The sequence below is a fragment of the Pseudomonas reidholzensis genome, from assembly GCF_900536025.1.
Lineage (GTDB): Bacteria > Pseudomonadota > Gammaproteobacteria > Pseudomonadales > Pseudomonadaceae > Aquipseudomonas > Aquipseudomonas reidholzensis.
This window is the reverse complement of the sequence record NZ_UNOZ01000003.1, coordinates 180,610-207,417: the sequence shown is the minus strand read 5'-3', so window position 1 is coordinate 207,417 and position 26,808 is coordinate 180,610. Positions and strand designations below refer to the sequence as shown.

31 protein-coding genes and 1 riboswitch are annotated in these 26,808 nt (G+C 65.9%); of the genes, 17 read left to right on the top strand and 14 right to left on the bottom strand.

What is annotated here, in order from left to right:
* Positions 1 to 112 precede the first annotated feature (112 nt).
* Positions 113 to 457 carry a hypothetical protein gene (locus CCOS865_RS04030; RefSeq protein WP_119138245.1) on the top strand — a complete coding sequence of 115 codons (345 nt, stop codon included), beginning with the start codon at positions 113 to 115 and terminating at the stop codon, positions 455 to 457.
* Positions 458 to 611: 154 nt separating this feature from the next.
* On the opposite strand, the gene trxA is transcribed toward CCOS865_RS04030, so the two are convergent.
* From trxA to CCOS865_RS04015, 3 genes are read right to left on the bottom strand one after another with little or no spacing between them, the layout of a single operon-like run.
* The gene (trxA, locus tag CCOS865_RS04025) at positions 612 to 1,499 is read right to left on the bottom strand and encodes a thioredoxin (RefSeq protein ID WP_119138160.1); all 888 of its coding nucleotides are present in this window, start codon (positions 1,497 to 1,499) and stop codon (positions 612 to 614) included.
* Between the two features lie 31 nt (positions 1,500 to 1,530).
* The gene (locus CCOS865_RS04020; protein ID WP_119138158.1) at positions 1,531 to 2,190 is read right to left on the bottom strand and encodes a class I SAM-dependent methyltransferase; all 660 of its coding nucleotides are present in this window, start codon (positions 2,188 to 2,190) and stop codon (positions 1,531 to 1,533) included.
* Positions 2,191 to 2,655: a YbaY family lipoprotein gene (locus CCOS865_RS04015; RefSeq protein WP_119138156.1), complete on the bottom strand. Its 465-nt coding sequence runs from the start codon at positions 2,653 to 2,655 to the stop codon at positions 2,191 to 2,193.
* A 105-nt stretch (positions 2,656 to 2,760) separates the two neighbouring features.
* Here CCOS865_RS04015 and nrdR point away from each other — a divergent pair, with 105 nt between their 5' ends.
* The 12 genes from nrdR (at position 2,761) to CCOS865_RS03955 (ending at position 11,465) form a co-directional block, all read left to right on the top strand.
* Positions 2,761 to 3,225, top strand: a complete 465-nt coding sequence (nrdR, locus tag CCOS865_RS04010; RefSeq protein WP_167469006.1) for a transcriptional regulator NrdR — start codon at positions 2,761 to 2,763, stop codon at positions 3,223 to 3,225.
* Between the two features lie 2 nt (positions 3,226 to 3,227).
* Complete coding sequence (ribD, locus tag CCOS865_RS04005; protein ID WP_119138152.1) at positions 3,228 to 4,358, top strand: bifunctional diaminohydroxyphosphoribosylaminopyrimidine deaminase/5-amino-6-(5-phosphoribosylamino)uracil reductase RibD; 1,131 nt, start codon at positions 3,228 to 3,230, stop codon at positions 4,356 to 4,358.
* A 42-nt stretch (positions 4,359 to 4,400) separates the two neighbouring features.
* A complete protein-coding gene (locus CCOS865_RS04000; RefSeq protein ID WP_119138150.1) occupies positions 4,401 to 5,066 on the top strand; it encodes a riboflavin synthase in 666 nt (221 codons plus the stop codon).
* A gap of 18 nt (positions 5,067 to 5,084) precedes the next feature.
* Positions 5,085 to 6,176, top strand: a complete 1,092-nt coding sequence (gene ribBA, locus CCOS865_RS03995) for a bifunctional 3,4-dihydroxy-2-butanone-4-phosphate synthase/GTP cyclohydrolase II (protein ID WP_119138148.1) — start codon at positions 5,085 to 5,087, stop codon at positions 6,174 to 6,176.
* Positions 6,177 to 6,266: 90 nt separating this feature from the next.
* Positions 6,267 to 6,743, top strand: a complete 477-nt coding sequence (gene ribH, locus CCOS865_RS03990) for a 6,7-dimethyl-8-ribityllumazine synthase (protein WP_063424854.1) — start codon at positions 6,267 to 6,269, stop codon at positions 6,741 to 6,743.
* Positions 6,740 to 7,240: a transcription antitermination factor NusB gene (nusB, locus tag CCOS865_RS03985; RefSeq protein WP_119138146.1), complete on the top strand. Its 501-nt coding sequence runs from the start codon at positions 6,740 to 6,742 to the stop codon at positions 7,238 to 7,240. Before ribH ends, nusB begins: the two co-directional genes overlap by 4 nt.
* A gap of 17 nt (positions 7,241 to 7,257) precedes the next feature.
* The gene (gene thiL / locus CCOS865_RS03980) at positions 7,258 to 8,223 is read left to right on the top strand and encodes a thiamine-phosphate kinase (RefSeq protein WP_119138144.1); all 966 of its coding nucleotides are present in this window, start codon (positions 7,258 to 7,260) and stop codon (positions 8,221 to 8,223) included.
* Positions 8,220 to 8,723, top strand: coding sequence for a phosphatidylglycerophosphatase A family protein (locus CCOS865_RS03975; RefSeq protein ID WP_119138142.1), 504 nt, complete (start codon positions 8,220 to 8,222; stop codon positions 8,721 to 8,723). Before thiL ends, CCOS865_RS03975 begins: the two co-directional genes overlap by 4 nt.
* A gap of 15 nt (positions 8,724 to 8,738) precedes the next feature.
* Entirely contained in the window at positions 8,739 to 9,488 is a 750-nt protein-coding gene (locus tag CCOS865_RS03970) for a substrate-binding periplasmic protein (protein ID WP_119138140.1), read from the top strand.
* A gap of 131 nt (positions 9,489 to 9,619) precedes the next feature.
* Positions 9,620 to 10,237, top strand: a complete 618-nt coding sequence (gene ribA / locus CCOS865_RS03965; protein ID WP_119138138.1) for a GTP cyclohydrolase II — start codon at positions 9,620 to 9,622, stop codon at positions 10,235 to 10,237.
* Positions 10,234 to 10,653, top strand: a complete 420-nt coding sequence (locus CCOS865_RS03960; protein ID WP_119138136.1) for an MFS transporter — start codon at positions 10,234 to 10,236, stop codon at positions 10,651 to 10,653. Before ribA ends, CCOS865_RS03960 begins: the two co-directional genes overlap by 4 nt.
* Entirely contained in the window at positions 10,653 to 11,465 is an 813-nt protein-coding gene (locus CCOS865_RS03955) for a cobalamin-binding protein (RefSeq protein ID WP_119138134.1), read from the top strand. Before CCOS865_RS03960 ends, CCOS865_RS03955 begins: the two co-directional genes overlap by 1 nt.
* 10 nt (positions 11,466 to 11,475) lie before the next feature.
* Here the strand turns inward: CCOS865_RS03955 and dxs are convergent, their stop codons facing one another.
* The 3 genes from dxs to CCOS865_RS03940 form a co-directional block, all read right to left on the bottom strand.
* Positions 11,476 to 13,371, bottom strand: a complete 1,896-nt coding sequence (gene dxs, locus CCOS865_RS03950) for a 1-deoxy-D-xylulose-5-phosphate synthase (protein ID WP_119138132.1) — start codon at positions 13,369 to 13,371, stop codon at positions 11,476 to 11,478.
* 131 nt (positions 13,372 to 13,502) lie between these two features.
* Complete coding sequence (gene ispA, locus CCOS865_RS03945; protein WP_119138130.1) at positions 13,503 to 14,390, bottom strand: (2E,6E)-farnesyl diphosphate synthase; 888 nt, start codon at positions 14,388 to 14,390, stop codon at positions 13,503 to 13,505.
* Positions 14,387 to 14,629: an exodeoxyribonuclease VII small subunit gene (locus tag CCOS865_RS03940; protein WP_028690287.1), complete on the bottom strand. Its 243-nt coding sequence runs from the start codon at positions 14,627 to 14,629 to the stop codon at positions 14,387 to 14,389. Before CCOS865_RS03940 ends, ispA begins: the two co-directional genes overlap by 4 nt.
* A 336-nt stretch (positions 14,630 to 14,965) precedes the next feature.
* On the opposite strand from CCOS865_RS03940, the gene CCOS865_RS03935 reads away from it, so the two are divergent.
* From CCOS865_RS03935 to CCOS865_RS03925, 3 genes are read left to right on the top strand one after another with little or no spacing between them, the layout of a single operon-like run.
* Positions 14,966 to 16,369 (top strand): MBOAT family O-acyltransferase, encoded by a 1,404-nt coding sequence (locus tag CCOS865_RS03935; RefSeq protein ID WP_119138128.1) that lies wholly within the window; start codon positions 14,966 to 14,968, stop codon positions 16,367 to 16,369.
* Positions 16,356 to 17,513, top strand: a complete 1,158-nt coding sequence (locus CCOS865_RS03930) for an SGNH/GDSL hydrolase family protein (protein ID WP_119138126.1) — start codon at positions 16,356 to 16,358, stop codon at positions 17,511 to 17,513. The genes CCOS865_RS03935 and CCOS865_RS03930 overlap by 14 nt, the downstream gene beginning before the upstream one ends.
* A 1-nt stretch (position 17,514) precedes the next feature.
* Positions 17,515 to 18,708 carry an SGNH/GDSL hydrolase family protein gene (locus CCOS865_RS03925; RefSeq protein ID WP_119138125.1) on the top strand — a complete coding sequence of 398 codons (1,194 nt, stop codon included), beginning with the start codon at positions 17,515 to 17,517 and terminating at the stop codon, positions 18,706 to 18,708.
* Between the two features lie 151 nt (positions 18,709 to 18,859).
* Here the strand turns inward: CCOS865_RS03925 and ribB are convergent, their stop codons facing one another.
* Positions 18,860 to 19,510 carry a 3,4-dihydroxy-2-butanone-4-phosphate synthase gene (gene ribB, locus CCOS865_RS03920; protein ID WP_119138123.1) on the bottom strand — a complete coding sequence of 217 codons (651 nt, stop codon included), beginning with the start codon at positions 19,508 to 19,510 and terminating at the stop codon, positions 18,860 to 18,862.
* Between the two features lie 78 nt (positions 19,511 to 19,588).
* Positions 19,589 to 19,730: riboswitch (FMN riboswitch) on the bottom strand.
* A 163-nt stretch (positions 19,731 to 19,893) separates the two neighbouring features.
* Between ribB and CCOS865_RS03915 the strand changes: the two genes are divergently transcribed.
* Positions 19,894 to 20,871, top strand: coding sequence for a zeta toxin family protein (locus CCOS865_RS03915; protein ID WP_119138121.1), 978 nt, complete (start codon positions 19,894 to 19,896; stop codon positions 20,869 to 20,871).
* 19 nt (positions 20,872 to 20,890) lie between these two features.
* Here the strand turns inward: CCOS865_RS03915 and CCOS865_RS03910 are convergent, their stop codons facing one another.
* The 7 genes from CCOS865_RS03910 to eutC form a co-directional block, all read right to left on the bottom strand.
* Complete coding sequence (locus tag CCOS865_RS03910; protein WP_119138119.1) at positions 20,891 to 21,781, bottom strand: alpha/beta hydrolase; 891 nt, start codon at positions 21,779 to 21,781, stop codon at positions 20,891 to 20,893.
* Positions 21,782 to 22,110: 329 nt separating this feature from the next.
* Entirely contained in the window at positions 22,111 to 22,812 is a 702-nt protein-coding gene (locus CCOS865_RS03905; protein WP_119138117.1) for a LexA family transcriptional regulator, read from the bottom strand.
* A gap of 183 nt (positions 22,813 to 22,995) precedes the next feature.
* Positions 22,996 to 23,523, bottom strand: coding sequence for an inorganic diphosphatase (ppa, locus tag CCOS865_RS03900; RefSeq protein ID WP_119138115.1), 528 nt, complete (start codon positions 23,521 to 23,523; stop codon positions 22,996 to 22,998).
* A 93-nt stretch (positions 23,524 to 23,616) separates the two neighbouring features.
* Positions 23,617 to 24,432, bottom strand: a complete 816-nt coding sequence (locus CCOS865_RS03895; protein WP_119138113.1) for a M90 family metallopeptidase — start codon at positions 24,430 to 24,432, stop codon at positions 23,617 to 23,619.
* 7 nt (positions 24,433 to 24,439) lie between these two features.
* The gene (locus CCOS865_RS03890) at positions 24,440 to 25,087 is read right to left on the bottom strand and encodes a DedA family protein (protein WP_119138243.1); all 648 of its coding nucleotides are present in this window, start codon (positions 25,085 to 25,087) and stop codon (positions 24,440 to 24,442) included.
* A gap of 333 nt (positions 25,088 to 25,420) precedes the next feature.
* Complete coding sequence (locus tag CCOS865_RS03885) at positions 25,421 to 25,879, bottom strand: GNAT family N-acetyltransferase (RefSeq protein WP_119138111.1); 459 nt, start codon at positions 25,877 to 25,879, stop codon at positions 25,421 to 25,423.
* Between the two features lie 108 nt (positions 25,880 to 25,987).
* On the bottom strand, positions 25,988 to 26,806 hold the full coding sequence (eutC, locus tag CCOS865_RS03880) for an ethanolamine ammonia-lyase subunit EutC (RefSeq protein WP_119138109.1): 819 nt from the start codon (positions 26,804 to 26,806) through the stop codon (positions 25,988 to 25,990).
* Positions 26,807 to 26,808 lie beyond the last annotated feature (2 nt).

The following is a 26,808-nucleotide window of genomic DNA, read 5'->3' as shown; positions in this document are numbered from 1 at the left end:
GATCAATGACTTGGTAATGTTATAACAACTTTTCTTGGCCGCGCCAGCCGCTTGGCGAAGGTTTCATGTCGTGGGAGCATGGTCGTCAATGACGAGCATCGAGGAAGGTATTGTGAGAATACGCGGAACGATCGGCGACTGGCCGGTGGATTTGACCGTCGAGCTGGACCCGGCCGAGTGGGCGCAGTTGGGGCGTCAGGTCGAGCTGCCAGCGGCCGTGCAGGCCGCGCCGGCGGCGACGAGCTCAGCGCCACGCCAGGATGACGGGCAGTGGACGGCGGCGTGCGAGGTGTTGCGCGAGGCGGGGCAGATGAGTGGGCCGGAGTTGCTCGAGCGCCTGGAAGGGCTGGCGGGGAGTACCGCGGCAGGCAAGCGCTTGCTGGTGCGGTTGCGCCACAGCAGCGAGGTGAAGGTGGAAAGCGGGGCGGATGCGCCGCTGTACCACTGGGTCGGCTGAATCAAGCACAGTTGCAGTGCCTGATCCACCGCATTCGCGGGGCAAGCCCACTCCCACAGGATCTGCGACGGGCCGAGATTCCGGGCTTTGCAGAAATCCTGTGGGAGCGGGCTTGCCCCGCGAATGCGTCGGATCAGGCGAGCGAATTCATGGGTCAGTACATCGCGGCAAACAGCTTGCGCCGGTACGCGCCAACCAGCGGATGCTCGTTACCGAGCAGCTCGAACACCTGCAGCAGCGCCTTGTGCGGCAGCCCATTGTCGTAACCACGGTTACGCTGGAACAGCTTCAGCAAGCCCTCCAGCGCCGCGTCGTACTGCTGGCGCGCCAGTTGCTGAATGCACAGCTGATAGGCCGCTTCATCATCCTGCGGGTTCTGCGCCAGGCGGGTCTTCAGCTCGGCCGCTTCCGGCAGGCTGGTGGCCTGGCGGAGGAAGGTCAGCTGCGCCTTGGCGCCGGCCAGTGCCGCCTTGTGCTCATCGGTCTTGACCGCGCCGAGCACCACTTCGGCCTCACCCAGCTCGCCCCGCTCGGCCAGGCAGCGGCCATACAGGATCAGCCCCTCGGCATTGCTGTTGTCCTCGCTCAGCAGCGCCTTGAGCGCGGCTTCGGCATCGGCGAAGCGGCTTTCGGCGAACAGCGCCTTGGCCTGCTCCAGCGGCGAGGCGGTCGGCGGCGCCGGCAGTTGCACATGCGGTTCGAGCATGGCGCGGATCGCCGACTCAGGCTGAGCACCGGCAAAACCGTCGACCGGCTGGCCATCCTTGAACAGCACCACGGTCGGCAGGCTGCGGATGCCGAACTGGGCAACCACCTGCTGCTCGACGTCGCAGTTGATCTTGGCCAGCAGCAGCTCGCCCTGGTAACCCTCGGCGATCTTCTCCAGCAGCGGCATCAGTGCCTTGCACGGCGCGCACCACTCGGCCCAGAAGTCCACCAGTACCGGCTTGTGGAAGGAGTTGTCGATGACCAGTTGCTGGAAGGTGGCGTCGGTGGCATCGAACAGGTAAGGCAGGGCTGTGCTATCGGGGGCTTGGCTCATCGCGACTCTCGCAAATCTCTGGATGGCACCACTATAAAGGCTCGCGGCTGGCGTGGTACAGGCTGACCCGGCGGAATTCGTGCGGCTCGGCCAGGTCTGGCAGAGTCAGCGCCTCAAGCACCCCGAGCGGGCGGTAGAGCGGGTGGCTGAAGTCGCGCACCCGCGAGTCGGCGAGCAGCGCCTGCCGGCCACGGCTGAGAAACTGGTCGAGCAGCGGCAGGTTGGCGCGGTCGTAGAGCACGTCGGCGACCAGGATCAGGTCGAAGCGGTCGGCCTCGGCAAAGAAGTCGCTGCTGTAGCCGAGCTCGACCTCGTTCAGGCTGGCGTTGGCACGGCAGGCGGCCAGCGCCAGGGGGTCGAGGTCGCAGGCCACGACTTCAGCGGCGCCCGCGCGCGCGGCGGCGATCCCGGCGACGCCTGAGCCGGCACCGAAGTCCAGCACCCGCTTGCCGCGTACCCAGTGCGGGTGCTCGGCCAGGTAACGGGCCATGGCCAGGCCGCTGGCCCAGCAGAAGCTCCAATAGGGCGGTTCTTCGAGAATCCGTTGGGTTTCTTCGCGGCTGAAGGCCCGGTCCATGTTCTCGGCATCCACCAGCCACAGCTTGAGGTCGCACTCGGGCAGCGCGCTGGCGACCAGCCGCGCTTCGCCGATCAGGCCGCTGAGGGTCTGTTGCAGGTGCAACGGCGGCACTCAGGGCGCCTTCTCGAAGCGCAGCGGGCCGGTGGCCTGGCTGGTGGCCTGAACGATCCGTTGCGGCGGCAGGTGCATGATCAGCTGGCCGGAGCTGCTGGCGCGGCCGCGCAGTTCGACCCGCGCGCCGGCCGGGAAGGCTTCGGGGTTGAAGCGCAATTGGTAGGGCAGGTCCTGGCCGGTGCCAAGCAGGTTGCTGCTGGCCAGCAGGCGTTGCGGGCGATCCCGCTCGTCGATCACCAGCAGCGCCAGCTCGACCTCGGCACCGGCCGGCACGGCTTGCAGGGTGCCGCTGATTTCCCGCTGGTAGGCCGGCAACGGGCCTAGCGCGGGGGCTTGCCTGGCGACTTTCGGGGCGTTTGCAGCCGTGGGCGCCACAGCGGGTTGCTCGGTCTTCGGTTTATCGCTGCTGCAGGCCGTCATCAGGCCAGCGAGACAGAGCACGACGAGCGCTCGAGAGTGCATGGTGAAGTCCTTCACGGGCAGATTTCACTGGATGGTAACCGCTTTGGGTTGTCTTGCCAGTCGGATGCGCTACCATGGCCCTCCCTTTTTTTGTTGCCTGCCACCATGCACTGTCCCTTTTGCGGTGCCAACGACACCAAGGTCATCGACTCGCGCCTGGTCGCCGAGGGCGAACAAGTGCGTCGCCGGCGCGAATGCGTCGCCTGTGGCGAGCGCTTCACCACCTTCGAAACCGCCGAACTGGTGCTGCCGCGCCTGATCAAGCAAGACGGCACGCGGCAACCGTTCGATGAAGACAAACTGCGTGCCGGCATGCAGCGTGCGCTGGAAAAGCGCCCGGTCAGCGTCGAACGCCTCGAAGCGTCGCTGGCGCACATCAAGCACAAGCTGCGCGCGACCGGTGAGCGTGAGGTCAAGTCGTTGGTGGTGGGCGAACTGGTGATGAGCGCCCTGCGCGAGCTCGACGAAGTCGCCTACATCCGTTTTGCCTCGGTGTACCGGCGCTTCCAGGACCTCGACGAATTCCGCGAAGAAATCGACCGCCTGGCCCGCGAGCCAGCTAAAGAGTAAGCATGCCCAGCCAGACCGCGATTCTCGACGCTCACTACATGGCCCGGGCCCTGCAACTGGCCCGCCTGGGGCAGTACAGCACCCACCCCAACCCGCGTGTCGGCTGCGTGATCGTGCGCGACGGCGAAGTGGTCGGCGAAGGCTGGCACCTGCGCGCCGGCGAGCCGCATGCCGAAGTGCACGCGTTGCGCCAGGCCGGCGAGCGGGCCAAGGGCGCCTGTGCCTACGTCACCCTCGAGCCGTGCAGCCACCATGGCCGCACCCCGCCGTGCGCCGAGGCGCTGGTCAAGGCGGGCGTGGCACGGGTGGTCGCGGCCATGCAGGACCCTAATCCGCAAGTGGCGGGCCAAGGCCTGCGGCGGTTGGCCGAGGCAGGCATCGAAGTCGCCAGTGGCGTGCTCGAGGGCGAAGCGCGCGCGCTCAACCCTGGCTTCCTCAAGCGTATGGAGCAGGGCCTGCCGTTCGTCCGGGCCAAGCTGGCGATGAGCCTGGACGGCCGCACGGCGATGGCCAGTGGCGAGAGCCAGTGGATCACCGGCCCGGCGGCCCGCGCCGCCGTGCAGCGCCTGCGTGCGCGCGCCAGCGTGGTGCTGACCAGCGCCGAGAGCGTGCTTGCCGACAACGCGCGGATGACCGTGCGCGGGGATGAGCTGGGCCTGGATGCCGAGACCACCGCCCTGGCCCTGTCGCGCCCGCCGTTGCGCGTACTGATCGACGGCCGCCTGCGCCTGCCGCTGACGGCGCCATTCTTCACGGCAGGCCCGGCCCTGGTGGTGACGGCTGCCGAGCACGACCCGCGCTACGCCGAAGCCGGCCATGAGCTGCTGCGCCTGCCTGCGGGTGATGGCCGGGTGGACCTGGCTGGCCTGTTGAGCGCCCTGGCCGCCCGCGGCGTCAACGAGATCCTGCTGGAGGCGGGCGCCGGCCTGGTCGGCGCGTTTGCCCAGCGTGGGCTGATCGACGAGTACCAGCTGTTCGTTGCCGGTACCTTCCTCGGCTCCCAGGCGCGGCCGTTGCTGGACTGGCCACTGGCGAAAATGAGCGAGGCGCCGCGCCTCAAGATCACCGAAATGCGCGCCGTCGGCGATGACTGGCGGGTCACGGCCATTCCCCTGCCGGCCGCCGGCGTATAATGCCTGGCTTGCCTGCGCAGCCCTGTTTCCGAGGATAAATCCATGTTCACCGGCATCATCGAATCCATCGGCACCATCCGTAGCCTGACGCCCAAAGGCGGCGACGTGCGCGTCTACGTGCACACCGGCAAACTCGACCTGGGCGACGTCAAGCTGGGCGACAGCATTGCCGTCAACGGCGTCTGCCTGACCGCCGTCGAGCTGCCTGGCGACGGCTTCTGGGCCGACGTCAGCCGCGAGACCCTCGAGTGCACGGCCTTCATCGACCTGAAGAGCGGCAGCCCGGTCAACCTGGAAAAGGCCCTGACCCCGACCACCCGCCTCGGCGGTCACCTGGTCAGCGGCCATGTCGACGGTGTCGGCGAAATCATCTCGCGCAGCGATAACGCCCGCGCTATCCAGTTCCGCGTGCGCGCACCCAAGGCGCTGGCCAAGTACATCGCCCACAAGGGCTCGATCACCGTCGACGGCACCAGCCTGACGGTCAACGTGGTCGATGGCGCCGAATTCGAGCTGACCATCGTCCCGCACACCCTGTCCGAAACCATCATGGCCGACTACCGCCCAGGGCGTCGGGTGAACCTTGAGGTCGACCTGCTGGCACGTTACCTGGAGCGTCTGCTGCTGGGTGACAAGGCTGCCGAACCGAGCAAGGGCAGTAGCATCACCGAAAGCTTCCTGGCCGCCAACGGCTACCTGAAATCCTGATCGAGAAGGGGGTGCCGCGTGGCGCTCAACAGTATTGAAGAGCTGGTGGAAGACATCCGCCAGGGCAAGATGGTCATCCTCATGGATGACGAAGACCGCGAGAACGAAGGCGACATCATCATGGCCGCCGAGTGCTGCCAGGCCGAGCACATCAACTTCATGGCCAAGCACGCCCGTGGCCTGATCTGCATGCCGATGAGCCGTGAGCGCTGCGAGACCCTCAAGCTGCCCTTGATGGCACCACGCAACGGCTCGGGCTTCGGCACCAAGTTCACCGTGTCGATCGAAGCCGCCGAAGGTGTGACCACCGGCATCTCCGCCGCCGACCGCGCGCGCACCGTGCAGGCCGCCTCGGCCAAGGACGCCAAGGCTGACGACATCGTCAGCCCGGGGCATATCTTCCCGCTGATGGCCCAGCCGGGCGGCACCCTGGCCCGTGCCGGCCACACCGAGGCAGCTTGCGACCTGGCGCGCATGGCCGGTTTCGAGCCGAGCGGGGTGATCTGCGAAGTGATGAACGACGACGGCACCATGTCGCGTCGCGCCGAGCTTGAAGTGTTCGCCGCCGAGCACGGCCTGAAGATCGGCACCATCGCCGACCTGATCCACTACCGGATGATCCACGAACGTACCGTTCAGCGGGTTTCCGAGCAGCCGCTGGACAGCGAGCTGGGCCAGTTCAACCTGGTCACCTACCGTGATTCGGTGGAGGGCGACGTGCACATGGCCCTGACCCTGGGCAACATCTGCGCCGAGCAACCGACCCTGGTGCGGGTGCACAACATGGACCCGCTGCGCGACCTGCTGATGGTCAAGCAGCCCGGCCGCTGGAGCCTGCGCGCCGCGATGAGCGCCGTGGCCGAGGCCGGCAGCGGCGTGGTCCTGCTGCTGGGCCATCCGCTGGACGGCGACGTGGTGCTGGCGCATATCCGCGAAAGCGCGGGCGAAACCCAGGTCAAGACGCCGAGCACCTACAGCACGGTGGGCGCCGGTTCGCAGATCCTGCGTGACCTCGGCGTGCGCAAGATGCGCCTGATGAGCTCGCCGATGAAGTTCAATGCGATATCCGGATTCGATCTGGAAGTTGTAGAATACGTGCCCTCCGAGTGACACAGGCGCGCTGATTGCCCTGACGCTCGTGTCCAAACCCTCCTGCAGGCCGCCTAGGGCGGCCTCGCTCTTTAAAATGAGAACACCGGAATGACCCTGAAGACCATCGAAGGTACCTTCATCGCCCCCAAAGGTCGCTATGCTTTGGTGGTTGGCCGCTTCAACAGCTTCGTCGTCGAAAGCCTGGTGAGCGGTGCCGTTGATGCCCTGGTACGCCATGGCGTCAGCGAAAGCGACATCACCATCATCCGTGCCCCGGGCGCCTTCGAGATCCCGCTGGTGGCACAGAAGGTCGCCCAACAAGGCACCTACGACGCGATCATCGCCCTGGGCGCAGTGATCCGTGGTGGTACCCCGCACTTCGAATACGTAGCGGGCGAATGCACCAAGGGCCTGGCCCAGGTGTCCATGGAGTTCGGTGTTCCGGTGGCCTTCGGCGTCCTGACCGTCGACTCCATCGAGCAAGCCATCGAGCGTTCCGGCACCAAGGCTGGCAACAAAGGTGCTGAAGCTGCACTGTCCGCCCTGGAAATGGTCAGCCTGCTGGCGCAGTTGGAGGCCAAGTGATTAGCGACGAAAGCGATCGTTTCAACCCGCGCGATCCAAAACCTGCGGATGCCGGCAAGCCCTCGAAGAGCGCCAAGCGCCGCGAAGCCCGCAAGCTCGCGACCCAGGCCCTCTACCAGTGGCACATGGCCCGGCACTCGTTGAACGAGGTCGAGGCGCAGTTCCGGGTCGACAACGATTTCGCCGACATCGATGGCGCCTACTTCCGCGAGATCCTGCATGGGGTCCCGGCCAAGAAGGGCGAAATCGACGAAGCCCTGAAGCCGTGCCTGGACACCCCGCTGGAAGAACTCGACCCGGTCGAACTGGCGGTTCTGCGCCTGTCCACCTGGGAGTTCATGATGCGTGCTGACGTGCCGTACCGCGTGGTCATCAACGAAGGCGTCGAGCTGGCCAAGATCTACGGCGCCACCGACGGCCACAAGTTCGTCAACGGTGTCCTGGACAAGCTCGCTCCGCGTCTGCGCGAAGCGGAAGTCAAGGCGTACAAGCGCTGATCAGGCGCTGACGAGCCATGGGTGAGTTCGAGCTGATCCGTCATTACTTCGCTGCCGCGCCCTGTGCGCAGGGTGGCGAAGGCGTGGCATTGGGGATCGGCGACGACTGCGCCCTGCTGGACGTGCCCGCCGGTGAACGGCTGGCGGTGTCCACCGATACCTTGGTCGCCGGCGTGCATTTTCCGCATGTCTGCGACCCGCTGCTGCTCGGCCAGCGCTCGCTGGCCGTAGCCGCCAGCGACCTGGCGGCGATGGGCGCCACGCCCATCGGCTTCACCCTCGCACTGACCTTGCCCGAGGTCAGCGCGGCGTGGCTGCAAGCCTATGCCGAGGGCCTCGACCGCATGGCCCGACACTGTGGCCTGAGCCTGATTGGCGGCGACACCACCCGCGGCCCCCTGAGTATCACCATGACCGTGTTTGGCCGGGTTCCGGCTGGGCAGGCACTGCTGCGCGCGGGTGCGCGGGCGGGCGATCTGTTGTGCGTCGGCGGCGCGCTGGGCAATGCCGCCGGCGCCTTGCCACTGGTGCTCGGCGAGCGTCAGGCCGAGGCTGGCCTGAGTGCGCCGTTGCTGGCCCATTACTGGTCGCCTTCGCCGCAGTTCGCCCTTGGCCAGGCCCTGCGCGGCAAGGCCACGGCAGCACTGGATATCTCCGATGGCCTGCTGGCCGACTGTGGCCACATCGCCAAGGCCTCTGGGCTGGCGCTCGAGGTGAACCTGGCCGAGGTGCCCGTGTCACCTGCGCTGGAGGGCTTTCTCGGCGTCGAGGCTGCCCGCCACGCGGCGCTGACCGGTGGCGACGACTATGTGCTGGCGTTTACCTTGCCGCCAGCACAGCTTTCATCCCTGCGCGCCAGCGGCGTGCCGTTCCATGTCATCGGGCGCGCGCTCGACGGCGAGGGGGTCAGCCTGCGCGACCCGCAGGGCCAGGACATCACCCCGCAGCAGCGGGGCTATCAACACTTTAGGGAGACACCGTGACCGACCACCCCAACCAGGTGCCTGCGGAGTTCGTTCCGCCCTCGGTCTGGCGCAACCCGTGGCACTTCATCGCCTTTGGCTTCGGCTCTGGCACCTTGCCCAAGGCCCCCGGTACCTGGGGCTCGCTGGTGGCGCTGCCGTTCATTCCGTTGTGGCAGATGCTGCCCGACTGGGGCTACTGGCTGCTGCTCGGGGTGACCATGCTGTTCGGCTTCTGGCTGTGCGGCAAGGTTGCCAACGACTTGCGCGTGCACGACCATGAGGGCATTGTCTGGGACGAGATGGTCGGCATGTGGATCACCCTCTGGCTGGTGCCGGAAGGGTGGCAATGGCTGCTGGCAGGGTTCCTGATGTTCCGCTTCTTCGACATACTCAAGCCTTGGCCGATCCGCTGGATCGACAAGCATGTGCATGGCGGAGTGGGGATCATGCTCGACGATGTCCTCGCGGGCGTGTTCGCCTGGCTGGGCATGCAGGTGCTGGTCTGGGCGGTTGCCTGATACAGGGAGCGTTAGATGGGCGTGAGGACTGCGTTGCTGGCGATGGTACTGCTGCTCGGCGGCAGTGCAGCGATGGCTGCCGCGCCGGTGCGTCCGGCGCAGGTTCACCTGGTCAGCGAGGAGTGGCTCGACTACACCAACGCTGACGGCACGGGCCTGGCCTGGGACGTCTTGCGCAAGGTGTTCGAGCCCGCCGGGGTCAAGGTCTCGCTGCAGGCTGCGCCGTATAGCCGCGCTGTGGGCCTGGTCAAGCGTGGCGAGGCGGATGCCTGGGTCGGGTCGTACAAGGATGAGAGCACAGACAATCTCTACCCGCGCTGGCACTTCGACATGGACCACATCTACGCGCTGGGCCTGGCCAGCAAGCCCGTGCCGACGGCCGAGAACATCGGCCAGTACCGCTTGGCCTGGGTGCGTGGCTACAACTACGCCAGCTATTTGCCGAATGTCCGCCAGTACCGTGAAATCCAGCGCCGCGAGGGTATCCTGCCGATGCTCGAGCATGAGCGCGTGGACTTCTACATTGATGCCTTGACCGAAGTCGAGTACGTGCAAGGGCAGTCGCCTGAGCCGGCACGCTTTCGCCGCACGCATGTCGCCGAGTTGCCGCTGTACCTGGCATTTGCCCGCAATGAGCAGGGCAAGGCGCTGAGTGCGTTGTTCGACCAGCGCATGGAAGTGCTGGTGCGCAATGGCGAGTTGAAGGCGATCTTCGAGCGTTGGCAACAGCCTTATCCGTTTGCCGCGGACAGCCGGCCGCATTGACCGCCGGCACATTCTCCAATAAGCATCGAACTTTTCGATCTTGAGTCGCGATATTCAGCCTGCGCACGCACGCGAGCCTGCTGATACAATCGCCCCACGTGAAATTCCAAGTTACTTATCAGGAGCACAACGTGCCCGTCGTCTTTGTTGCCGCTTCGAAACTCCCGACGCCCTTCGCGACCTTCACCATGCATGGCTTTCTTGACGAAGCCACCGGCCGTGAGCACGTGGTGCTCAGCCTGGGTGATATCGCAGACGGCGAACCGGTGCTCGGGCGCCTGCATTCCGAGTGCCTGACCGGTGATGCCTTGTTCAGCCAGCGTTGCGACTGCGGCTCGCAGCTGGAAGCCGCGCTCCAGGCCATCGCCCGCGAAGGCCGTGGCGTGTTGCTGTACCTGCGTCAGGAAGGCCGTGGCATCGGCCTGCTGAACAAGATCCGCGCCTACGAGCTGCAGGACGGTGGCGCCGATACCGTCGAGGCCAACGAGCGCCTGGGCTTCGCCGCCGACCAGCGTGACTACGCCATGTGCCTGCCGATGCTCGAGCACCTGGGTATCAAGGCCCTGCGCCTGATGACCAACAACCCGCGCAAGGTCAAGGCGCTGACCAGCATGGGCATCAACGTGGCCGAGCGCGTGCCGCTGCACACCGGCCACAACCCGCACAACCGTCTTTACCTGGCCACCAAGGCCGGCAAGCTCGGCCACATGATGGGCACCGAGCACCAGGGCGAGGTGCCTCAGGCGTGACCCGAGGCGAGGTCAAGCGGCGCTTGGCCCTGGCCTGGTGGCAGTACCTGGCGGTCGGCCTGTTGCCGCTGCCGGTGATGGCCTGGGCCTTTGGTGGCGGCGAGGGTTTGATCCCGGTGTTGGCGATGCCGCTGTTCATCGCCGGCGCCGCCAGCATGTTTCTCAGCCTGCCGCGCTTCGGCGCCTACAAGCGGGCGTTGATCGCCACTTCCAAGGTGCTCGGCACGGCGGAAGAGCCGGCGGCCTGGATCGAGTTGGCGCGGGTGCGCCGCCTCGCCATGGTCTATGCCTGCCTGCCCGCCTGGGTCGCCGCGTTGTCAGTGCTGGTCGGGCTGGAGGCGGTGGCGCAGGTCCTCATGGCCTTGTCCACGGTCGTGCTGCTCTACCTCTATCGTATTCCGCGCCAGCTGGGCTGATGCGCGTCTTCTGCTGCCTGTTGCTGCTGATCGCCTGTGGCGTGCGTGCCGCTGAGCCGTTGCGGGTGGTCAGCCTGGCCCCCTCGATGACTGAAATCATGCTCGAACTGCAGGCCGATGACCTGCTGGTGGGCGTGCTCGATGGCGGCGAACGGCCGGCGGCGTTGGCGCAGTTGCCGTCAGTGGGGCGCCATGGCCAGCTGGACATGGAGCGGCTGCTCAGCCTCAAGCCAGACCTGCTGTTGCTCTGGCCGGGCAGCGTCGCCGCAGCGCAGCGCGATCAATTGCGCCGCTTGGGCATTGCCACCTTCAGCGCTGAAGCCAGCAGCCTCGCGCAATCGCTCGAACACATCGAAGCCATCGCGGTGCGTGTGGGCCGAGCGGAGCAGGGCAGAGGTTACGTGGCCGGCTTGCGTGAGCGCCTGCAAGGGCTGCGCGAGCGCTATCGGCGCGAGCGGCCGCTGACGGTGTTCTACCAGGTCTGGGACACGCCGTTGTATACCTTGGGTGGGCAGCAGATCGTCAGCGACGCACTGACCGTCTGTGGCGCGCGCAATGTGTTTGCTGACCTGCCGCAACCAGCCCCGCTGGTGAGCGTCGAGTCGGTGTTGGCGCGTGACCCCGAGGTGATCCTGGCGGGTGACGAGGCGCAGTTGCAGGCCTGGAAGGCCTGGCCCCGGCTGCGCGCGACGGCCGGCAAGCACCTGCTGGTGGTGCCGGACAAGGGCCTGGAGCGCCCCAGCGGGCAGATGATCGAGGCTATCGCCACGCTCTGTGCGCTGCTCGAGGCGAGCGCGCCAGAGCCCAGCTAAGCCCCAGGCGTCAGAGCCCGAGCTTGGCCATCCGTGCGCGCACCGACGCTTCGATCCCCGGCGCATCCAGCCCGCACTCGGCGAGCATCTGCGCAGGCTTGGCGTGCTCGACATAGAGGTCCGGCAGGCCCAGGTGCAACAGCGGCTTGAGCAGCGCTTCGCTGGCCAGGAACTCGCCCACCGCCGCGCCCGCGCCGCCCATTATGGCGTTCTCTTCGAGGGTCACCAGCAGCTCATGGTTGGCGGCCAGTTCACGCACCAAGGCTTCATCCAGTGGTTTGACGAAACGCATGTCGACCACGGTCGCGTTGATCCGCTCGGCCACTTGCAGGGCCTCGGCCAGCTGCACGCCAAACACCAGCAAGGCGACTTTCTCGCCTTGACGACGGACTACGCCCTTGCCGATTTCCAGTGGCAGCAGATCACCGCTGATCGGTGCGTTCGGGCCGGTGCCGCGCGGGTAGCGCACTGCCGCCGGGCCGTTGTACAGGTGGCCGGTGCTGAGCATCTTGCGCAGCTCGTTCTCGTCGCTCGGGGTCATCACCAGCATGCCGGGGATGCAGCGCAGGTACGACAGGTCGTAGCTGCCCGCGTGAGTCGGGCCGTCTTCGCCGACCAGGCCGGCGCGGTCAATCGCAAACAGCACATCGAGGTTCTGCACCGCGACGTCGTGGATCAGCTGGTCGTAGGCACGCTGGAGGAAGGTCGAATAGATCGCCACCACCGGCTTGGCGCCTTCACAGGCCATGCCCGCAGCCAAGGTCACCGCGTGCTGCTCGGCGATGGCCACGTCGAAGTAGCGCTGTGGATAACGTTCGCTGAAGTCGACCAGGTCGGAGCCTTCCTTCATCGCCGGGGTGATGCCCACCAGGCGATTGTCGGCGGCGGCCATGTCGCACAGCCACTGACCGAACACCGCCGAGTACTTCGGCCCGCTGGCCTGCTTGGGCGCCACCGGCTTGTCGGCGGGCTCCAGCTTGGTGATGGCGTGGTAGCCGATCGGGTCGACCTCGGCCGGGGCGAAGCCCTTGCCCTTCTTGGTCACCACATGCAGGAACTGCGGGCCCTTGAGGTCACGCATGTTGCGTAGGGTGGCGATCAGGGTCGGCAGGTCGTGGCCATCGATCGGGCCGATGTAGTTCCAGCCGAGCTCTTCGAACAGCGTCCCGGGGACCAGCATGCCCTTGGCGTATTCTTCGGTGCGACGGGCGATTTCCCACGCGCCGGGCAGGCGCGAGAGGACCTTCTTGCTGCCTTCGCGCATGCTCGCGTAGGTGCGGCTGGAGAGGATCTTGGCCAGGTAGTTGGACAGGCCGCCGACGTTGCGCGAGATCGACATGTCGTTGTCGTTGAGGATCACCAGCATGTCGGCGTTGACTTCCTGGGCGTGGTTCAACGCCTCGAAGGCCATGCCGGCGGTCAGTGCGCCGTCACCGATCACCGCGATCGACTTGCGCGGGTTGTTCTGCAGGCGGGCGGCGATGGCCATGCCCAGCGCGGCACTGATCGAGGTGCTCGAGTGGCCGACGCCAAAGGTGTCGTACTCGCTCTCGACACGCCGCGGGAAGGCGGCGATGCCGTCCTTCTGGCGCAGGCTGAGCATGCGCTGGCGGCGGCCGGTGAGGATCTTGTGCGGGTAGGCCTGATGGCCGACGTCCCACACCAGACGGTCGTCCGGCGTGTCGAAGACGTAGTGCAGGGCCACTGTCAGCTCGATGACGCCGAGGCCGGCGCCAAAGTGCCCACCGGTCTGGCCGACGGTGTAGAGCAACTCCTGGCGCAATTCGTCGGCCAGGTTCTCCAGGTCGGCTTCGGCCAGCCGGCGCAAACCGGCGGGCGTGTCGGCGCGGTCCAGCAACGGGGTGACCGGGCGTTCGCGGGGGATCTCTTGAAACGTCGTGGGCATCAGGCGAGTCGTTATAGGTTTGAAGACGCGGCAGTTTACCCCATTGTGTAGGAAGCTGCCCATGCAGGTGAGGACACTGCAAACCCTGTGACAGCGGGTCTATGCGCTGTCACCGGGTTGCGAGAATCGCCTCAGTGGCGACGTTCGACGATGTAGCGGGCCAGCGCCCGCAGCGGCTCGGCGTTTGCGCCGAAGCCATCGAGGGCCTGCAGCGCCTGGTCGCGCAACTCGAGTGCATACGCCTTGGCCGCCTCCAGCCCGAGCAGGGCCGGGTAGGTCGGTTTGTCACGAGCTATGTCAGCGCCCTGGCGTTTGCCCAGGGTAGCCGTGTCGCTCTCCACGTCGAGGATGTCGTCCTGCACCTGAAAGGCCAGGCCGATCGCCTGGGCGTACACCTGCAGGGCCTCGAGCTGGGCCGGCTCGGCGCGCGCGCTGGCCAGGGCGCCGAGGCGCACGCTGGCTTCGATCAGCGCGCCGGTCTTGTGCCGGTGCATGTACTCCAGCGCTTGCTGGTCGAGCTTGAGGCCGACCGAGCCAAGGTCGATCGCCTGGCCACCGACCATGCCGGCCGGGCCGGCGGCCTTGGCCAGGGTCTGCACCATCGCCAGGCGGGTGGCATCCGACTGCGGGCTCAGGTTGGCGTCGAGCAGGGCGCTGAAGGCCAGGCTCTGCAGGCCATCGCCGGCCAGGATCGCGCAGGCTTCGTCAAACGCCTTGTGGGTGGTCGGCTGGCCGCGACGCAGGTCGTCGTCGTCCATCGCCGGCAGGTCATCGTGGACCAGCGAATAGGCATGGATCAGCTCAACCGCGCAGGCCGCGCCGTTGGCCTGCTCGGGGGCGACGCCAAAGGCCTCGCAGGCGGCATAGGCGAGCAGCGGGCGCACGCGCTTGCCACCGTTCATCACGCTGTAGCGCATGGCGGCGTAGAGCCGTTGCAGTTCAGCGGAGGGGGCGTGGAACAGCGGCTCGAGGGCAGCGTCGACGCGGGCCTGGCAGGTCGCCTGGTAGGCGCTGATCATGCCTCGGGCTCCGCGTCGAAGGGCTGCGCGGCCAGCTCGCCGTCACGCTCGAGGAGGATCTGCACCTTCTGCTCCGCCTGAGCGAGGGCGCCCTGGCAGTCACGGGTGAGGGCGATGCCTTGCTCGAAGGCGGCCAGCGACTCTTCCAGCGACAATTCACCGTTCTCCAGGCGCTCGACCAGGGCTTGCAGGTCAGCGAGGGATTGCTCGAAATCGATGGAGGTTTTTTTGCGGGCCATGGCGACTGTCTCGGTGGCGTTCATAACGGCGCGACACTAGCAGAGCGGGGCATTCGGATCAAATTGGCGAAGCTCGCAAAGGCGGGCTGGAGGCGTATTCACAGGGGTGCCAGCGAGGCCGTCAGCGAGGGGCAAGGCCGCTCCCGCGATAGCGTGCGATACCCTGAGCGCCCTTGTCGCATTTTGTTGCATTAACGTTGTGGCCATCATCTTGCAATTTGCCAGCGCGTCCGATTGTCGCGCCGTGACCCCTCTGCCATAATCCCGCGCGCTCTGCGCCGGGGCCTGCATGGCTTTGGCGCGGCCCCCCTCTGACGTCACGTAACGGACTACGTTGTGAGCTTCCTTTCGATCGAATTCGGCCTCTGCTTCACGCTGTTCTTCCTCCTTTACTGGAGCCTGTGCTGGAGTGTGCGGCTGCAGAACGCGCTGCTGCTGACGGCCAGCTATGCCCTGGTGGCAAGCTTCAGCCTGCAGTCGCTGCTGATCCTGCTGGGCTACAGCCTGCTGGTGTACCTGCTTGGGCTGCTCGCCGCACGGCACCCCGGACGCGGGTTCAATGGCGTGCTGCTGCTGACGCTGGTGCTGGGCTGCTTCTACCTGTTCAAGTACCAGGACTTCTTCGTCAACGGTGCGCAGACCGCCCTGGCGGCGCTGGGGTTGCCGGTGTCGCTGCCGATCATCGAGCTGCTGGTGCCGATCGGCCTGTCGTTCTATGCCTTCCATTCGGTCAGCTACCTGGTCTCGATCAACCGCCGCGAGCTGAGCCCCGCCACGCCGTTCGACCTGGCGTTGTACCTGGCGTTCTTCCCCAGCCTGGTGGCCGGCCCGGTCAACCGTGCGCTGGACATGCTGCCGCAGATTCGCCCGGCTGCCATGCGCCAGGTCCTCGAGCCGCATCGCGCGCTGGGCCTGATCGCGCTGGCGGTGGTCAAGCTGTTCTTCCTCAGCGCCTGGCTGGGCAGCGAGTGGGTCGATCCGGTGTTCGACACCCCGGGCAGCGCCAGCCCCGAGCAGGTGCTACTCAGCGTGTACGGCTACAGCTTGCTGATCTATTTCAACTTCAGTGGCTACACCAACCTGGTCACCGGCATTGCCCTGCTCCTCGGTTTCCGCCTGCCGGAGAACTTCAACGCGCCCTATGCGGCACACAACCTGAAGGAATTCTGGGGGCGTTGGCATATCAGCCTGTCGCGCTTCATCCGCGACTACGTGTATATCCCGCTGGGCGGCAACCGCCAGGGCGTGTGGCGCGGCAACCTGAACATGCTCCTGGCCATGCTGGTGTCCGGCCTGTGGCATGGCGCGAGTGTCAATTTCATCATCTGGGGCGCGTTGCACGGGCTCGGCCTGGCCCTGTACAAACTGTTCGGCCAGCTCTGCCCAGGCTTTGCTCGGCTGCCGGCGGCAGGGCTGCTGGCGCGCCTGCTGACCTTCCATTACGTGGCCTTCGCGTGGATCTTCTTCCGCAGCCCGACGCTGGATGGCGCCCTGGAAATGCTCGGCGACATCGCTCAGCTCAGCCTGGCCGGGCTGAACTCGCCGACCGGCCTGATGATCCTCGCCTGCGTGCTCTACGTGGCGAGTTATCCACAGTGGCTGGCGCTGCTGCGGCCTGGTTTCGCGGCTGGCCAGCGTTTGCCGTGGCAGCTGTATCCGATCCCGCTGGCGCTGTTCGTGTCGCTGGTGATTTTCGCTTCGCAGTCGGGTGTGCCGGGGTTCATCTATGCCAGTTTCTGATAGCAAGGCGTTGTTGCGGGTGCAACTGGGTGCGGCCAGGGCGCTGTACGCCATCGTTGTCTGCACGGCGATCCTGTTCTGGCTGAACCAGGACTCGATCAAGCTGTATTGCCAGCAGAAGTACCACCAGAGCTGCGAGATACCCGTGGTCGGTCAATGGTCGGCATGGCGCCTGGGTGGCAACCTGACCCTGGCGCTGGCCGATGCCCGCGACAGCTTCATTGACAGCCTCGCGCGCCAGGCCCAGGTGGCCGAGGCCCCGGATACCCGCGTGCTGGCGCCGAGCATGCCGGTGGTGACGGTCGACCTCGAGCATCCGTTGCCGCCACCGGCAGCCCGGCCCATGCAGGTGATGACCGCGCCGCCACCGCCGCCACCGCCGAGCCGCGGCATGCCGCCGCCACCGCCACCGGGGTTTGCCCCGCCACCGCCACCCCCGCCTGGCCATCCACCCCCGCCGGCGCCCCTGTTGCCAGTGGGCAGCCTGGCTGCGCTGGCGGCCGGTGACGAGGTGTTCCTGGTCGGTGATTCGCTGATGCAAGGGGTGGCGCCGCACTTGGCCAACAGCCTGCGCAAACGCTACCAGATCAAGACCGTCAACCTTAGCCGGCAGAGCACCGGCCTGGCTTACCCGGGCTTCTTCAACTGGCCGAAGACGGTGGCCGATACCCTGGCCCGCGAGCCGAACATTCGCCTGATGGTGGTGTTCCTCGGCCCTAATGACCCGTGGGACATGCCGCAGGGCAAGGGCAAGCCGTTCTTGCGCTTCAAGTCGCCGGAGTGGGAACTGGCCTATCGTGCACGCATCGACTCGGTGCTCGAGCAGGCCCGCCAGCATCGGGTGCAGGTTATCTGGGTCGGCCCGCCGAACATGAACCAGCCACGCTTGTCTGCTGCAATGGCCTACCTGAGCGGCCTGTATCAACAACAGGCGGCGGTGTACGGCCAGCATTTCGTCTCGGCCAACCCCTTCCTCGGCTACCCTGACGAGCAGTTCTCGTTCACGGTGCAGGCGGCAGATGGCAAGCGGGTCAAGGTGCGTTACGACGACGGTGTGCATTTCACCATTACCGGGCAGAAGATGATCGCCGCGCAGGTATTGGCGCTGATCAGTTTCCCCGGCCTGACCGTTACAGGACATTAACATGCGTCAATGGCTTCACCTGCTGGGCCTGGCCCTGCTGACCAGCACCGTGCCGGGTTGCAGCGCGGGCGTGAGTACGCCGCCCCAGCCGCAGGCGAGCACACTGGCCGCGGTGCCCAAGGCGAGTCAGGACGGCAACCTCGTGCTGCTGGCGGGCAAGCTGCGCAACAGCGCGCGGGCGCCGGTGGCGATCGTCCAGCTGGGCGACTCGCACACCGCTGCCGACATCTTCAGTGGTGAACTGCGGCGCTTGCTGCAAGCGCAGTACGGCGACGGCGGGATCGGCCTGGTGCCGGCCACTTCGGTGCCGGGGATTCGCAACGACCGGGTGATCATCAACAGCGAAGCGCGCCAGTGGCAGTTGGTGTCGGCGCGCAACCAGCAGAGTAGCCAGTTCCCCCTGGGTGGCTACCTGTCGCTGCCGCAGGCGGCGCGGCCGATGGTCAAGCTGCAAGCCCGTGACGCCGACGCGCAGCGCTACAAGGTGTCGGCGCTGTACCAGGCGACGGCCAACGCTACCCTGGTCGCCAATGGCAACCAGCGGCGCATGCTCCCGGCCACGGGCGGCGAATGGCGGTTCAGCCCGGCCTTCGTCAACCTCGGCCTGCCCCTGCAGATGAGCGTGGAGGCAGGGCAGGGCGTGGCCCTCGGCGGTTGGTACCTGCAGGGGCAGAAGAACGCTGGCGTGACCTATTCGTCGCTGGGCATCAATGGTGCCCGGCTGGAGGTTGTGGACAAGTGGCAGGCTGGTTGGCAGGAGAGCCTCAAGGCGCTGCGGCCGGACCTGCTGATTCTGGCCTATGGCACCAATGAGGCGTTCGACGACAAACTCGACCTGGACCTGTATCAGTCACAACTGGACGCCACGTTGACGCGGCTGCGCCAGGACCTGCCGCGCGCGGCGATCCTGCTGGTCGGGCCGCCGGATTCGATCAAGCAGCGCAAGGCGCGCTCTTGCGCGGCGCGTCAGCCACAGCCGTTGGCGGCCGTGGTGCGGATCCAGCGGCAGCTGGCGCACAAGCACAAGGCGTTGTTCTGGGATTGGCAGCGCTACATGGGCGGGCCGTGTTCGATTGCGGCCTGGCAGGACGGCGGGTTGGCGCGGGGTGACCTGGTGCACCTCACCGCAGAGGGTTATCGCAAGAGCGCGGCGGGGTTGTATGCATTCTTGAAAGGGCCGTTGGGCCTGCGCTGAGCCCGAGGGCCTCTTCGCGGGGCAAGTCGCATCGGCGCACCGCCCCTCCCACAGGGTTACTGCAAGGCCCAAAAATTCAGGCAATGCAGGATCCTGTGGGAGGGGCGGTGCGCCGATGCGACTTGCCCCGCGAAGGGGCCGCCGCCGTGAATCAGGCTGGCTGCGCTTCCTGCGCCACCATGGCCCGGCGGTACTGCGCCAATTCCTCGATGGTCAGCATCGGCATGTTGTTCTCGCGGGCATACAGCGCCACTTGCTCGCCACGCGCCATGCTGCCGTCCGGGTTCATCAATTCACACAGCACACCGGCAGGCCGCAGCCCGGCCAGGCGCGCCAGGTCGACCGTGCCCTCGGTATGGCCACGGCGGGTCAGTACGCCGCCGTTGCGCGCACGCAGCGGGAACACGTGCCCCGGGCTGACGATATTGCGCTGTTCGGCAGTCGAGCTCAGCGCCGCCGCAATGGTGGTGATCCGGTCATGGGCGCTAACCCCGGTGGTGATGCCCTCGGCCGCCTCGATGGTGACGGTGAAGCCAGTGCCGTGGCGGGCCTGGTTGTTCTGCACCATCGGCGCCAGCTGCAGGGCATCGACGGTGGCTTCATCCAGGCACAGGCAAACGATGCCGCTGCAATCGCGGATCATCATGGCCATGGTCTGCAGCGAGATGTTTTCGGCGGCGGCAATGATGTCCGCTTCGTCCTCGCGATCGTTGTCGTCGAGCAGCAGCACTGGCCGGCCGGCCTGGAACGCGGCAATGGCCGCGGCGACGTTGGAAAATTGCGGGTGGTGCATGGGGGACATGAAACGCTCCTCGTAAAAAGTCGATGAACGTCTCGGGGCGAACAAAACGCGCGCGCAGAAGCGCCCTTGGCTTCTGACTTACGCCTTCTTTCATCCGGACTATGACCGTCGGCCCTGGAATCTCACCAGATCTGCTGTCCCCCGACAGGGTCGGGGCGCTCGCGGGCTCATCTTTCGATTTACCGCCGGTGGGGACTTGCACCCCGCCCTGAAGACCGCCCAAGCATACCGCACAGTGCCACCCCGCTGGCAAGCGGCCAGTCTACGACCTTTGGCGAGCGCGCACGGATACCCCGCGTGGCAGGCGGTACTTGTCTACCGCTTGGGCGCGGGCGAGTGCCCTAGTGTGGTGGCAACCGCAAGCCACCCTGGAGACTACGCTGATGTCCGATCAATACCCCTACACCGCTGATGATGTAGATCGCGCCTACGCACAGCTGGAAACCGAGCTGTTCAACAAGACCCGCGACCATGATCCTGACGATTATCAACTGCCGAGCCCGACCGTGCTGTTCGTTGCCGGCGCCCAGGGCTCCGGCAAAACGTACCTGCTGGAAAAGAAGCTACTGCCGAGCGGGCGCTACGAGAACTACGTGCGCTTGTACCTGCCGGAATTTCGCGAATTGCACCCGCATTACGCACAGATGAGCGAGCATGGCGTACTGCACGTCTATGAGCATACCGAGGCGTTCATCAAGGCATTGAGTGGCAAGGTCTACACGTATGCGTTCGCCAACCGTTACAACATCATCATGGAGTGTGCTCTGGACGACCCGCAGTTTGCAGGTTTCCCACCCGCCGCGGCATTGGATGGCTATCGCTTCGAGGTGCACCTGATCGCCTGCCAGAAAGAGTTCAGCCACTGGGGCACGCTCGACCGTGTGGTGAAAAGCATCGCCCGCGATGAGCTGGAGCGCGTCGTATCGCTGGCCCAGATCGAAGCGGTGCTGGGCAATGCCATGGCAATCCTGGTAGCACTTGAAAAGGCCTGTACGGAAAAAGTCGGTTCGGCGATTACCCTGTATCTGCGTGGCCTGGATACTGACAAGCAGAGCAAGGCGCTGTGCCACAGCCGTTGTGATGTGTATGGCACGCTCACCCCTCAGGCGGATTACGACGGTCAGGCGTTCTTCCAGACGGGGTATCCAGGTGGAGCGTTCCAGTTAGTGGGACATACCCTGTCCAATGGCACCTACACCCAGTACGCGCGGGTGGTGCACGCCGAGCTCACAGACGACGCCCTTCGCCAGAAGATGGTCCAGGCGTGTTCCGCCACGTTGGAAAAGGCTAGCCTGCTAGGCGCGCGCGTGCCGGAGGAGGTGTTCGAGGCATTGAAGGCCTACCAGGAAAAATACCAGTAGCCCTGGCCCTGGCGAGTGCCTATCTGGACATCGACTCGATCACCCGGCGCAGGGACGCGGGCAACATCGGCCCGTGGCCCAGCCCGTCGAAGCGCTCGAAGCGCACCTGCACGCCGGGCACCTTCGCCAGATCGGCACTCAACTGCCGCGCGGGCCGTTCGTCATCCCCCTTGCTCGGCCCGCGCGGCTGCGCCGGCTCTTCGCTGCCGCGCATCAGCAGCAAGCGAGGACGGCTCTCGCCCAGGCGCTGCTGCAACCCTTCGGCCTCACGCACGATCGCGCCCTCATGCCACCACAACGAAGGGCTGGCGGCGGCATAGTCACTGAATTCGCCCGGCCGGGTGAACAGCGCATGCAGCACCGCCAGGCCACCATACGAATGCCCCCACAGCGTCTGCCGGCTGGCGTCGATCGGTGCCACGCTGGCGACCATCGGGCGCATGCGCTGGGTCAGCAGGTCTAGGAAAGCGTCTATCCCGCCACTGGGTTGTCCGGTCAGCGGGTCGAGCTGTTGAGGTTGGCCAGGCACGGCCGGGGTGTAGTCGAATGTGCGCGCGTTACGTTCGATCCGTTGATCGGTCTGGTAACCCACCGCGACCAGCAGCGGTGCCTGGCCGTCCGCGAGTGCGGCCAGCTGCGCAGGTTGCAGGGCGCCGAGCGCAGCATTGCCGTCGAGCATCCACAACACCGGATAGCCCGCGGCCGGTGCCGCCCGGTCGGGCGTGCCGATCCACAGTTGGTAGTGGCGCTTGCCGTCCGCCGAGTCCAGCGTCAGCGAGGTAAAGCGGTACGCCAGGTCCTGGCGTTGCAGCAGGCGGGTGTCCATCTTCTGCTCGCGCATGGGCTGCGCCAGCGCGGGTGTGCCAACGGTGAGCAGGGTCAGGGCCAAGGCAAGGGTCGACAGTTTCATCAGGCGTTCTCGGGGTGGCTTGCACGCGAAGCCGCCGGGATGTGCGGACATGCGGACACTGGACGGCATAGCTTGAGCGGCTGAGTTTCGAGCAGGCGTTAAAAAGCCGGCTTGTGGCCGGCTTCTCGGGGACGATCTTGGCTCATTTTTGGTAAGCCGCAACCGCCTTAAACGGTATGGCCTCAAGGACCATGAAAAAGAAGGCAGACGGCTGTGTCAGGCGTCGCCGAGCCCTGAAGAACGCGGCCTGGGCCGGTCTGGGGCGTAATGTGCGCAGAAGCATACTAGGGCTGGCGTGGGTTGCCCAGCAAAAAGTGGCACAGGGTGTTTCATCCGGGCCGGCGCTGGCTGAAATATGACCAGTGGAATACCCAGCCGAGGACCTCCAGGCCCTGCGCCTGGCGCTGGGCGCGGGTGTAGCGTTCGACCGCGTAGCTGTGCCGGTCGTGGCTGTGCAGGCACAGGGTGTCGTGGTGGCCGAGGCTGAGGCTGTGGACCTTGAGCTGGCCGTTGTGCAACAGGGCATAGGCCTGGCCGTCGACCACCTCGGTCCTGCCGCGGTCGATGGCGACAATGGCGTTCATCGGGATCAGCGGGGCCATGTTGGCCGCAGGCATGCTCAGGCAGATGGCCTGCTCGGGCATGACGCCGATGATTTCCAGGGCCTGGGCGGGCAGGGGCAGGTGGATGTCCGCTTCGGGCTGCAGGCGATCGCCGCGCACGTGGTGCAGGGGAATGTGCAGCATGCGGCCGTCGTGGTTCAGCAGCGACGCGGAGGGGTTGACGTGGTCCGGGCTGGCAACGCGTTGGCGAAGGATCGCGTTGGGGTATTTGGGCCCTTCGCCGGTGTGCAGCCAGCGCCGGTGCACGCAGAACAGGTCGGCGGTTTCGTCGAGACGGGCCAGGGGCACGCCACGCCTGAACCAGTTGTTGATGTGCTGGGGCGTGACCCCGCGTTGGGCAGCGAAATCGGAAGGGGTCAGATGGCACTCCTGGAGGAGGGCCTTGAGGCGGTCGCCAGAAGTAGTCATGCCACCGAGTCTAGCGGCGTGGTGCCCCCAGGGAAATGAACCCGGCGTTTGAGAATACTGTGGGAAAGTAGGCGAACTGTGGGAAGCGTCCTAGGACTATGTAGGGCTTTTCACCAGTGCCGTGACCTTTGCCAAGGCCCATGAAAAAACCCGCCGAAGCGGGTTTTTTCAGTCCAGACCGGCTCAGCCTTTGTAGGCGGCAACCGACTTGGTGATCGCGGCGCGGGCGGCGTCAGCGCCGTCCCAGCCTTCGATCTTGACCCACTTGCCCTTCTCGAGATCTTTGTAGTTCGCGAAGAAGTGCTCGATCTGCTGGATCAGCAGGGCTGGCAGGTCGGTGTACTCTTTGACGTCGACGTACAGCTGCGACAGTTTGTCGTGCGGTACGGCGATGACCTTGGCGTCGCCGCCGCCGTCGTCGGTCATGTTCAGGATGCCGACCGGACGGGCGCGGATCACTGCACCTGGCGCGACCGGGTAAGGGGTCACGACCAGCACGTCGAGCGGATCACCGTCGTCGGCCAGGGTGTTGGGGATGTAACCGTAGTTGGCCGGGTAGAACATCGGGGTGGCCATGAAACGGTCAACGAACAGCGCGTCGCTGTCCTTGTCGATCTCGTATTTGATCGGCGCGTGGTTAGCCGGGATCTCGATGGCGACGTAGATGTCGTTCGGCAGGTCTTTGCCAGCCGGAATCTTGCTGTAGCTCATTGGGCAGTGCCCCCGTGTCTGATCAGAAAATTGGCGGCGATTATAGGCATATTCCGCCGGCGCACGCCACGCCCCGCCTGATGTGCGGGCAGCTCACGACGGGCTCTGGCAATACGCGGGATGTTCGGCCTGCAAGTGGCTCAGGCGGGCCAGCGGGTCCTGGCGGTAGAACAGCGCCAGTTGCTGGTAGACCTGTGGATAAGCCTGCTGCAGCAGGTCCGGGCCGCTGAAGAAGTACTCGCTGGCAACGGCGAAGAACTCCGCGGGGTTTTCCGCGGCGTACGGGTCGATGGCGGTCTCGGCGTCGGGGTTGGCGTCCAGCTGCCGGTTGAGGTCGTCATAGGCCTGTTGCATGGCCCTCGACCAGTCGCCCACGTCCATCCCGTGGTGCAGCGGCGGCAGGCCATTGGCGTCGCCGTTGAGCATGTCGAGCTTGTGCGCCAGCTCGTGGATCACCAGGTTGTAGGCCTCCCAGCCGCCTCCGCCGAGGACCCCGTCCCAGGCCAGGATCACCGGGCCCTGGTGCCAGGCTTCGCCGCTGTGCTCAGCGTCGTAGATGTGCTCGACGCCGCTGGCGTCGCGGTGGCGCTGGGGGCTCTTGAAGTCGTCGGGGTAGAGGATGATCTCGTGAAAACCCTGGTACCAGTCGAGGTCGCCCAGGTGCAGCAGCGGCAGTTGCGCCTGGGCGGCGAGCAGCAGGCGCTGTTCGTCGTCCAGTTCGACTCCGGGCAGAGCGGTCAGGTGCTTGGCATGCAGGAACAGCACGCAGGCCTCGCGCAGCCAGCGGTCTTCTTCGTCACTGATGCCGTCGAGCAGGGGCAGGCCTGCGCGCACGGCCTGCCACAGCTGGGCATCGATCGGATAACGGGCCAGGGTGCGCCGGCGCCGCCAGGCGCGAAACGACCACATGGGCCGGTCAGTGCGCCTTGGCTGCGCGGCCGAAGCGCCCGCGCAGCAGGCCGAGGATCATCGGTACCAGAGACAGCAGGATGATCACCACGACCATCAGCGACAGGTGCTGCTTGATGAACGGCACGTTGCCGAAGAAGTAGCCCAGGGTCACCAGGCCACCGACCCAGAGCAGCGAACCGACCACGCTGAAGGTCAGGAAACGCGGGTAATGCATGTGCGCGATACCGGCGACGAACGGCGCGAAGGTACGCAGGATCGGCAGGAAGCGCGCCAGGGTCACGGTCTTGCCGCCGTGGCGGTCGTAGAAGTCGTGGGTCCGTTGCAGGTAGTCGCGGCGGAAGATTTTCGAGTTGGGCTTGTTGAACAAGCGCTCGCCGGCCGTGCGGCCGATCACGTAGTTGGTGCTGTCGCCCAGGATCGCCGCAGCCATCAGCAGCCCCGCGAGCAGGACCGGGTCCATGCCGCCACCGGCGGCGACGGCGCCGGCGATGAACAGCAGCGAGTCGCCCGGCAGGAACGGCATCACCACCAGGCCGGTTTCGCAGAAGATCACCGCAAACAGAATCGCGTAGATCCAGGGGCCGTAGTTGGTCACCAGCAGATCAAGGTAGGCATCGAGGTGGAGGATGAGGTCCAGCGGGTTGAAATCCATGTACAGCACCTGTGTTCTTGACCCGCGACTACGGGCGCGCAAAGACGGAAATCGGCAAGGGCGTAGGTTTACTTACCTGCGGGTGGGTAAATATTCACACATGTAGAACGGGGATTATACGGAGAAGACGGGAATGTGCCCGGGCAGATTGTAGCGGCGGGTTACGAGGTCAGGGCCAAGGCTTTTGTTGTTGGCCCCGGCCTCTTCGCGGGGCAAGCCCACTCCCACAGGATAGCGTCGCTCCTTCGGTCAGCGGAGATCCTGTGGGAGCGGCGGTGCGCCGATGCGACTTGCCCCGCGAAGAGGGCGGAGCAGGCGACGGAAAAAGCCTGCCTAGTCGCCGTTGATCGGCAACACGTAGTTCTTGAACTCGGTGTCTTCGCGAAACCCCATCGACTCGTAGGTTTTCTTCGCCACCTCGTTGTCATCGCTGGTCGACACGCGCATGCGCACGGCGTTGGTCTCCTTGGCCATCTTCTTGGCCTCGCGCATCAGGTGGTCAGCGACCAGCATGCGGCGGGCATCTTCGGCCACGTAGATGTCATTGAGGATCCACACGCGCTTGAGCGACAGCGACGAGAAGCTCGGGTACAGCTGGCAGAAGCCCAGCAATTTGCTGTCGTCGTCATCCGCCAGCGCCAGGTAGATCACCGATTCCTTGAGCCGCAGGCGCTTTTCGAGAAAGCTGCGCGAACTGTCCGGGTAGGGCAACTGCCCATAGAACTCACGGTATCTGACAAACAGCGGGTTGAGCAGGTCGAGGTGTTCCAGGGTTGCCTTGATGATGCGCATGTGCGGCCCTCAGAGTCCATTTGGGGAAACAGCGGATTGCCAGCAGTCTTCAACAGCATGCTGCCCAATGCAGGCTAGAAGCGCAATCCACCTTCCGTGACAGGATTTTTACTCTTCGCCGAGTAGGAAGTTTCCGGTTTTGCCGGTGGAATGCTCACTGTCGAGGCTATGGACCTCGGCTTCGTCCTTAAGATTCACCCCCGACAGCTGGCGCCGACAGGCTTCGCGCATCAGGTACAGCAGGCGGTGGGCGGCCATCCCGTAGCTCAGGCCCTCCAGGCGCACGTTGGAGATGCAGTTGCGGTAGGCGTCGGTCAGGCCGACCTTGGGCGCGAAGGTGAAGTACAGGCCCAGGCTGTCGGGTGAACTGAGGCCGGGGCGTTCACCGATCAGCATCACCGTCATACGTGCGCCGAGCAGCTCGCCGACCTCGTCGGCCACCGCCACCCGGCCCTGTTCGACCAGCACCACGGGGGCGCTGCGCCAGCCGTCGGCGGCGGCCTGCTCTTCGAAGCGCGTAAGAAAGGGCAGCGTGTGCCGGTGCACGGCCAGCGCCGACAGGCCATCGGCGACCACGATCGCCAGGTCGACCCCACCGGGGTTGACCTGGGCGTGCTCGCGCAGTTGGCTGACGGAGTCTGCGTTGAGCCGGCGGCCGAGGTCAGGCCGCTGCAGGTACTCGTGACGGTCGCTGGCCGCGCTGTGCAGCAGCAGGCTGTCGCGGCCGCGCTCGCTGAGCTGGCTGCGCAGGCCGGCATGGTCGAAGGCCAGGTGCACCGCATCGCGGGCCTGGGCATGGGCGAACTGGAAGTCCAGCTGGGCGGCGGTCGGCAGGCTGGTGCCGCTGCGGCCCAGGGCGATGCGCGCCGGGGTCAGGGTGCGCAGGGCCAGCCAGGGGTTGTCGGGGGTCGGAGTGGGTCTATCCATGG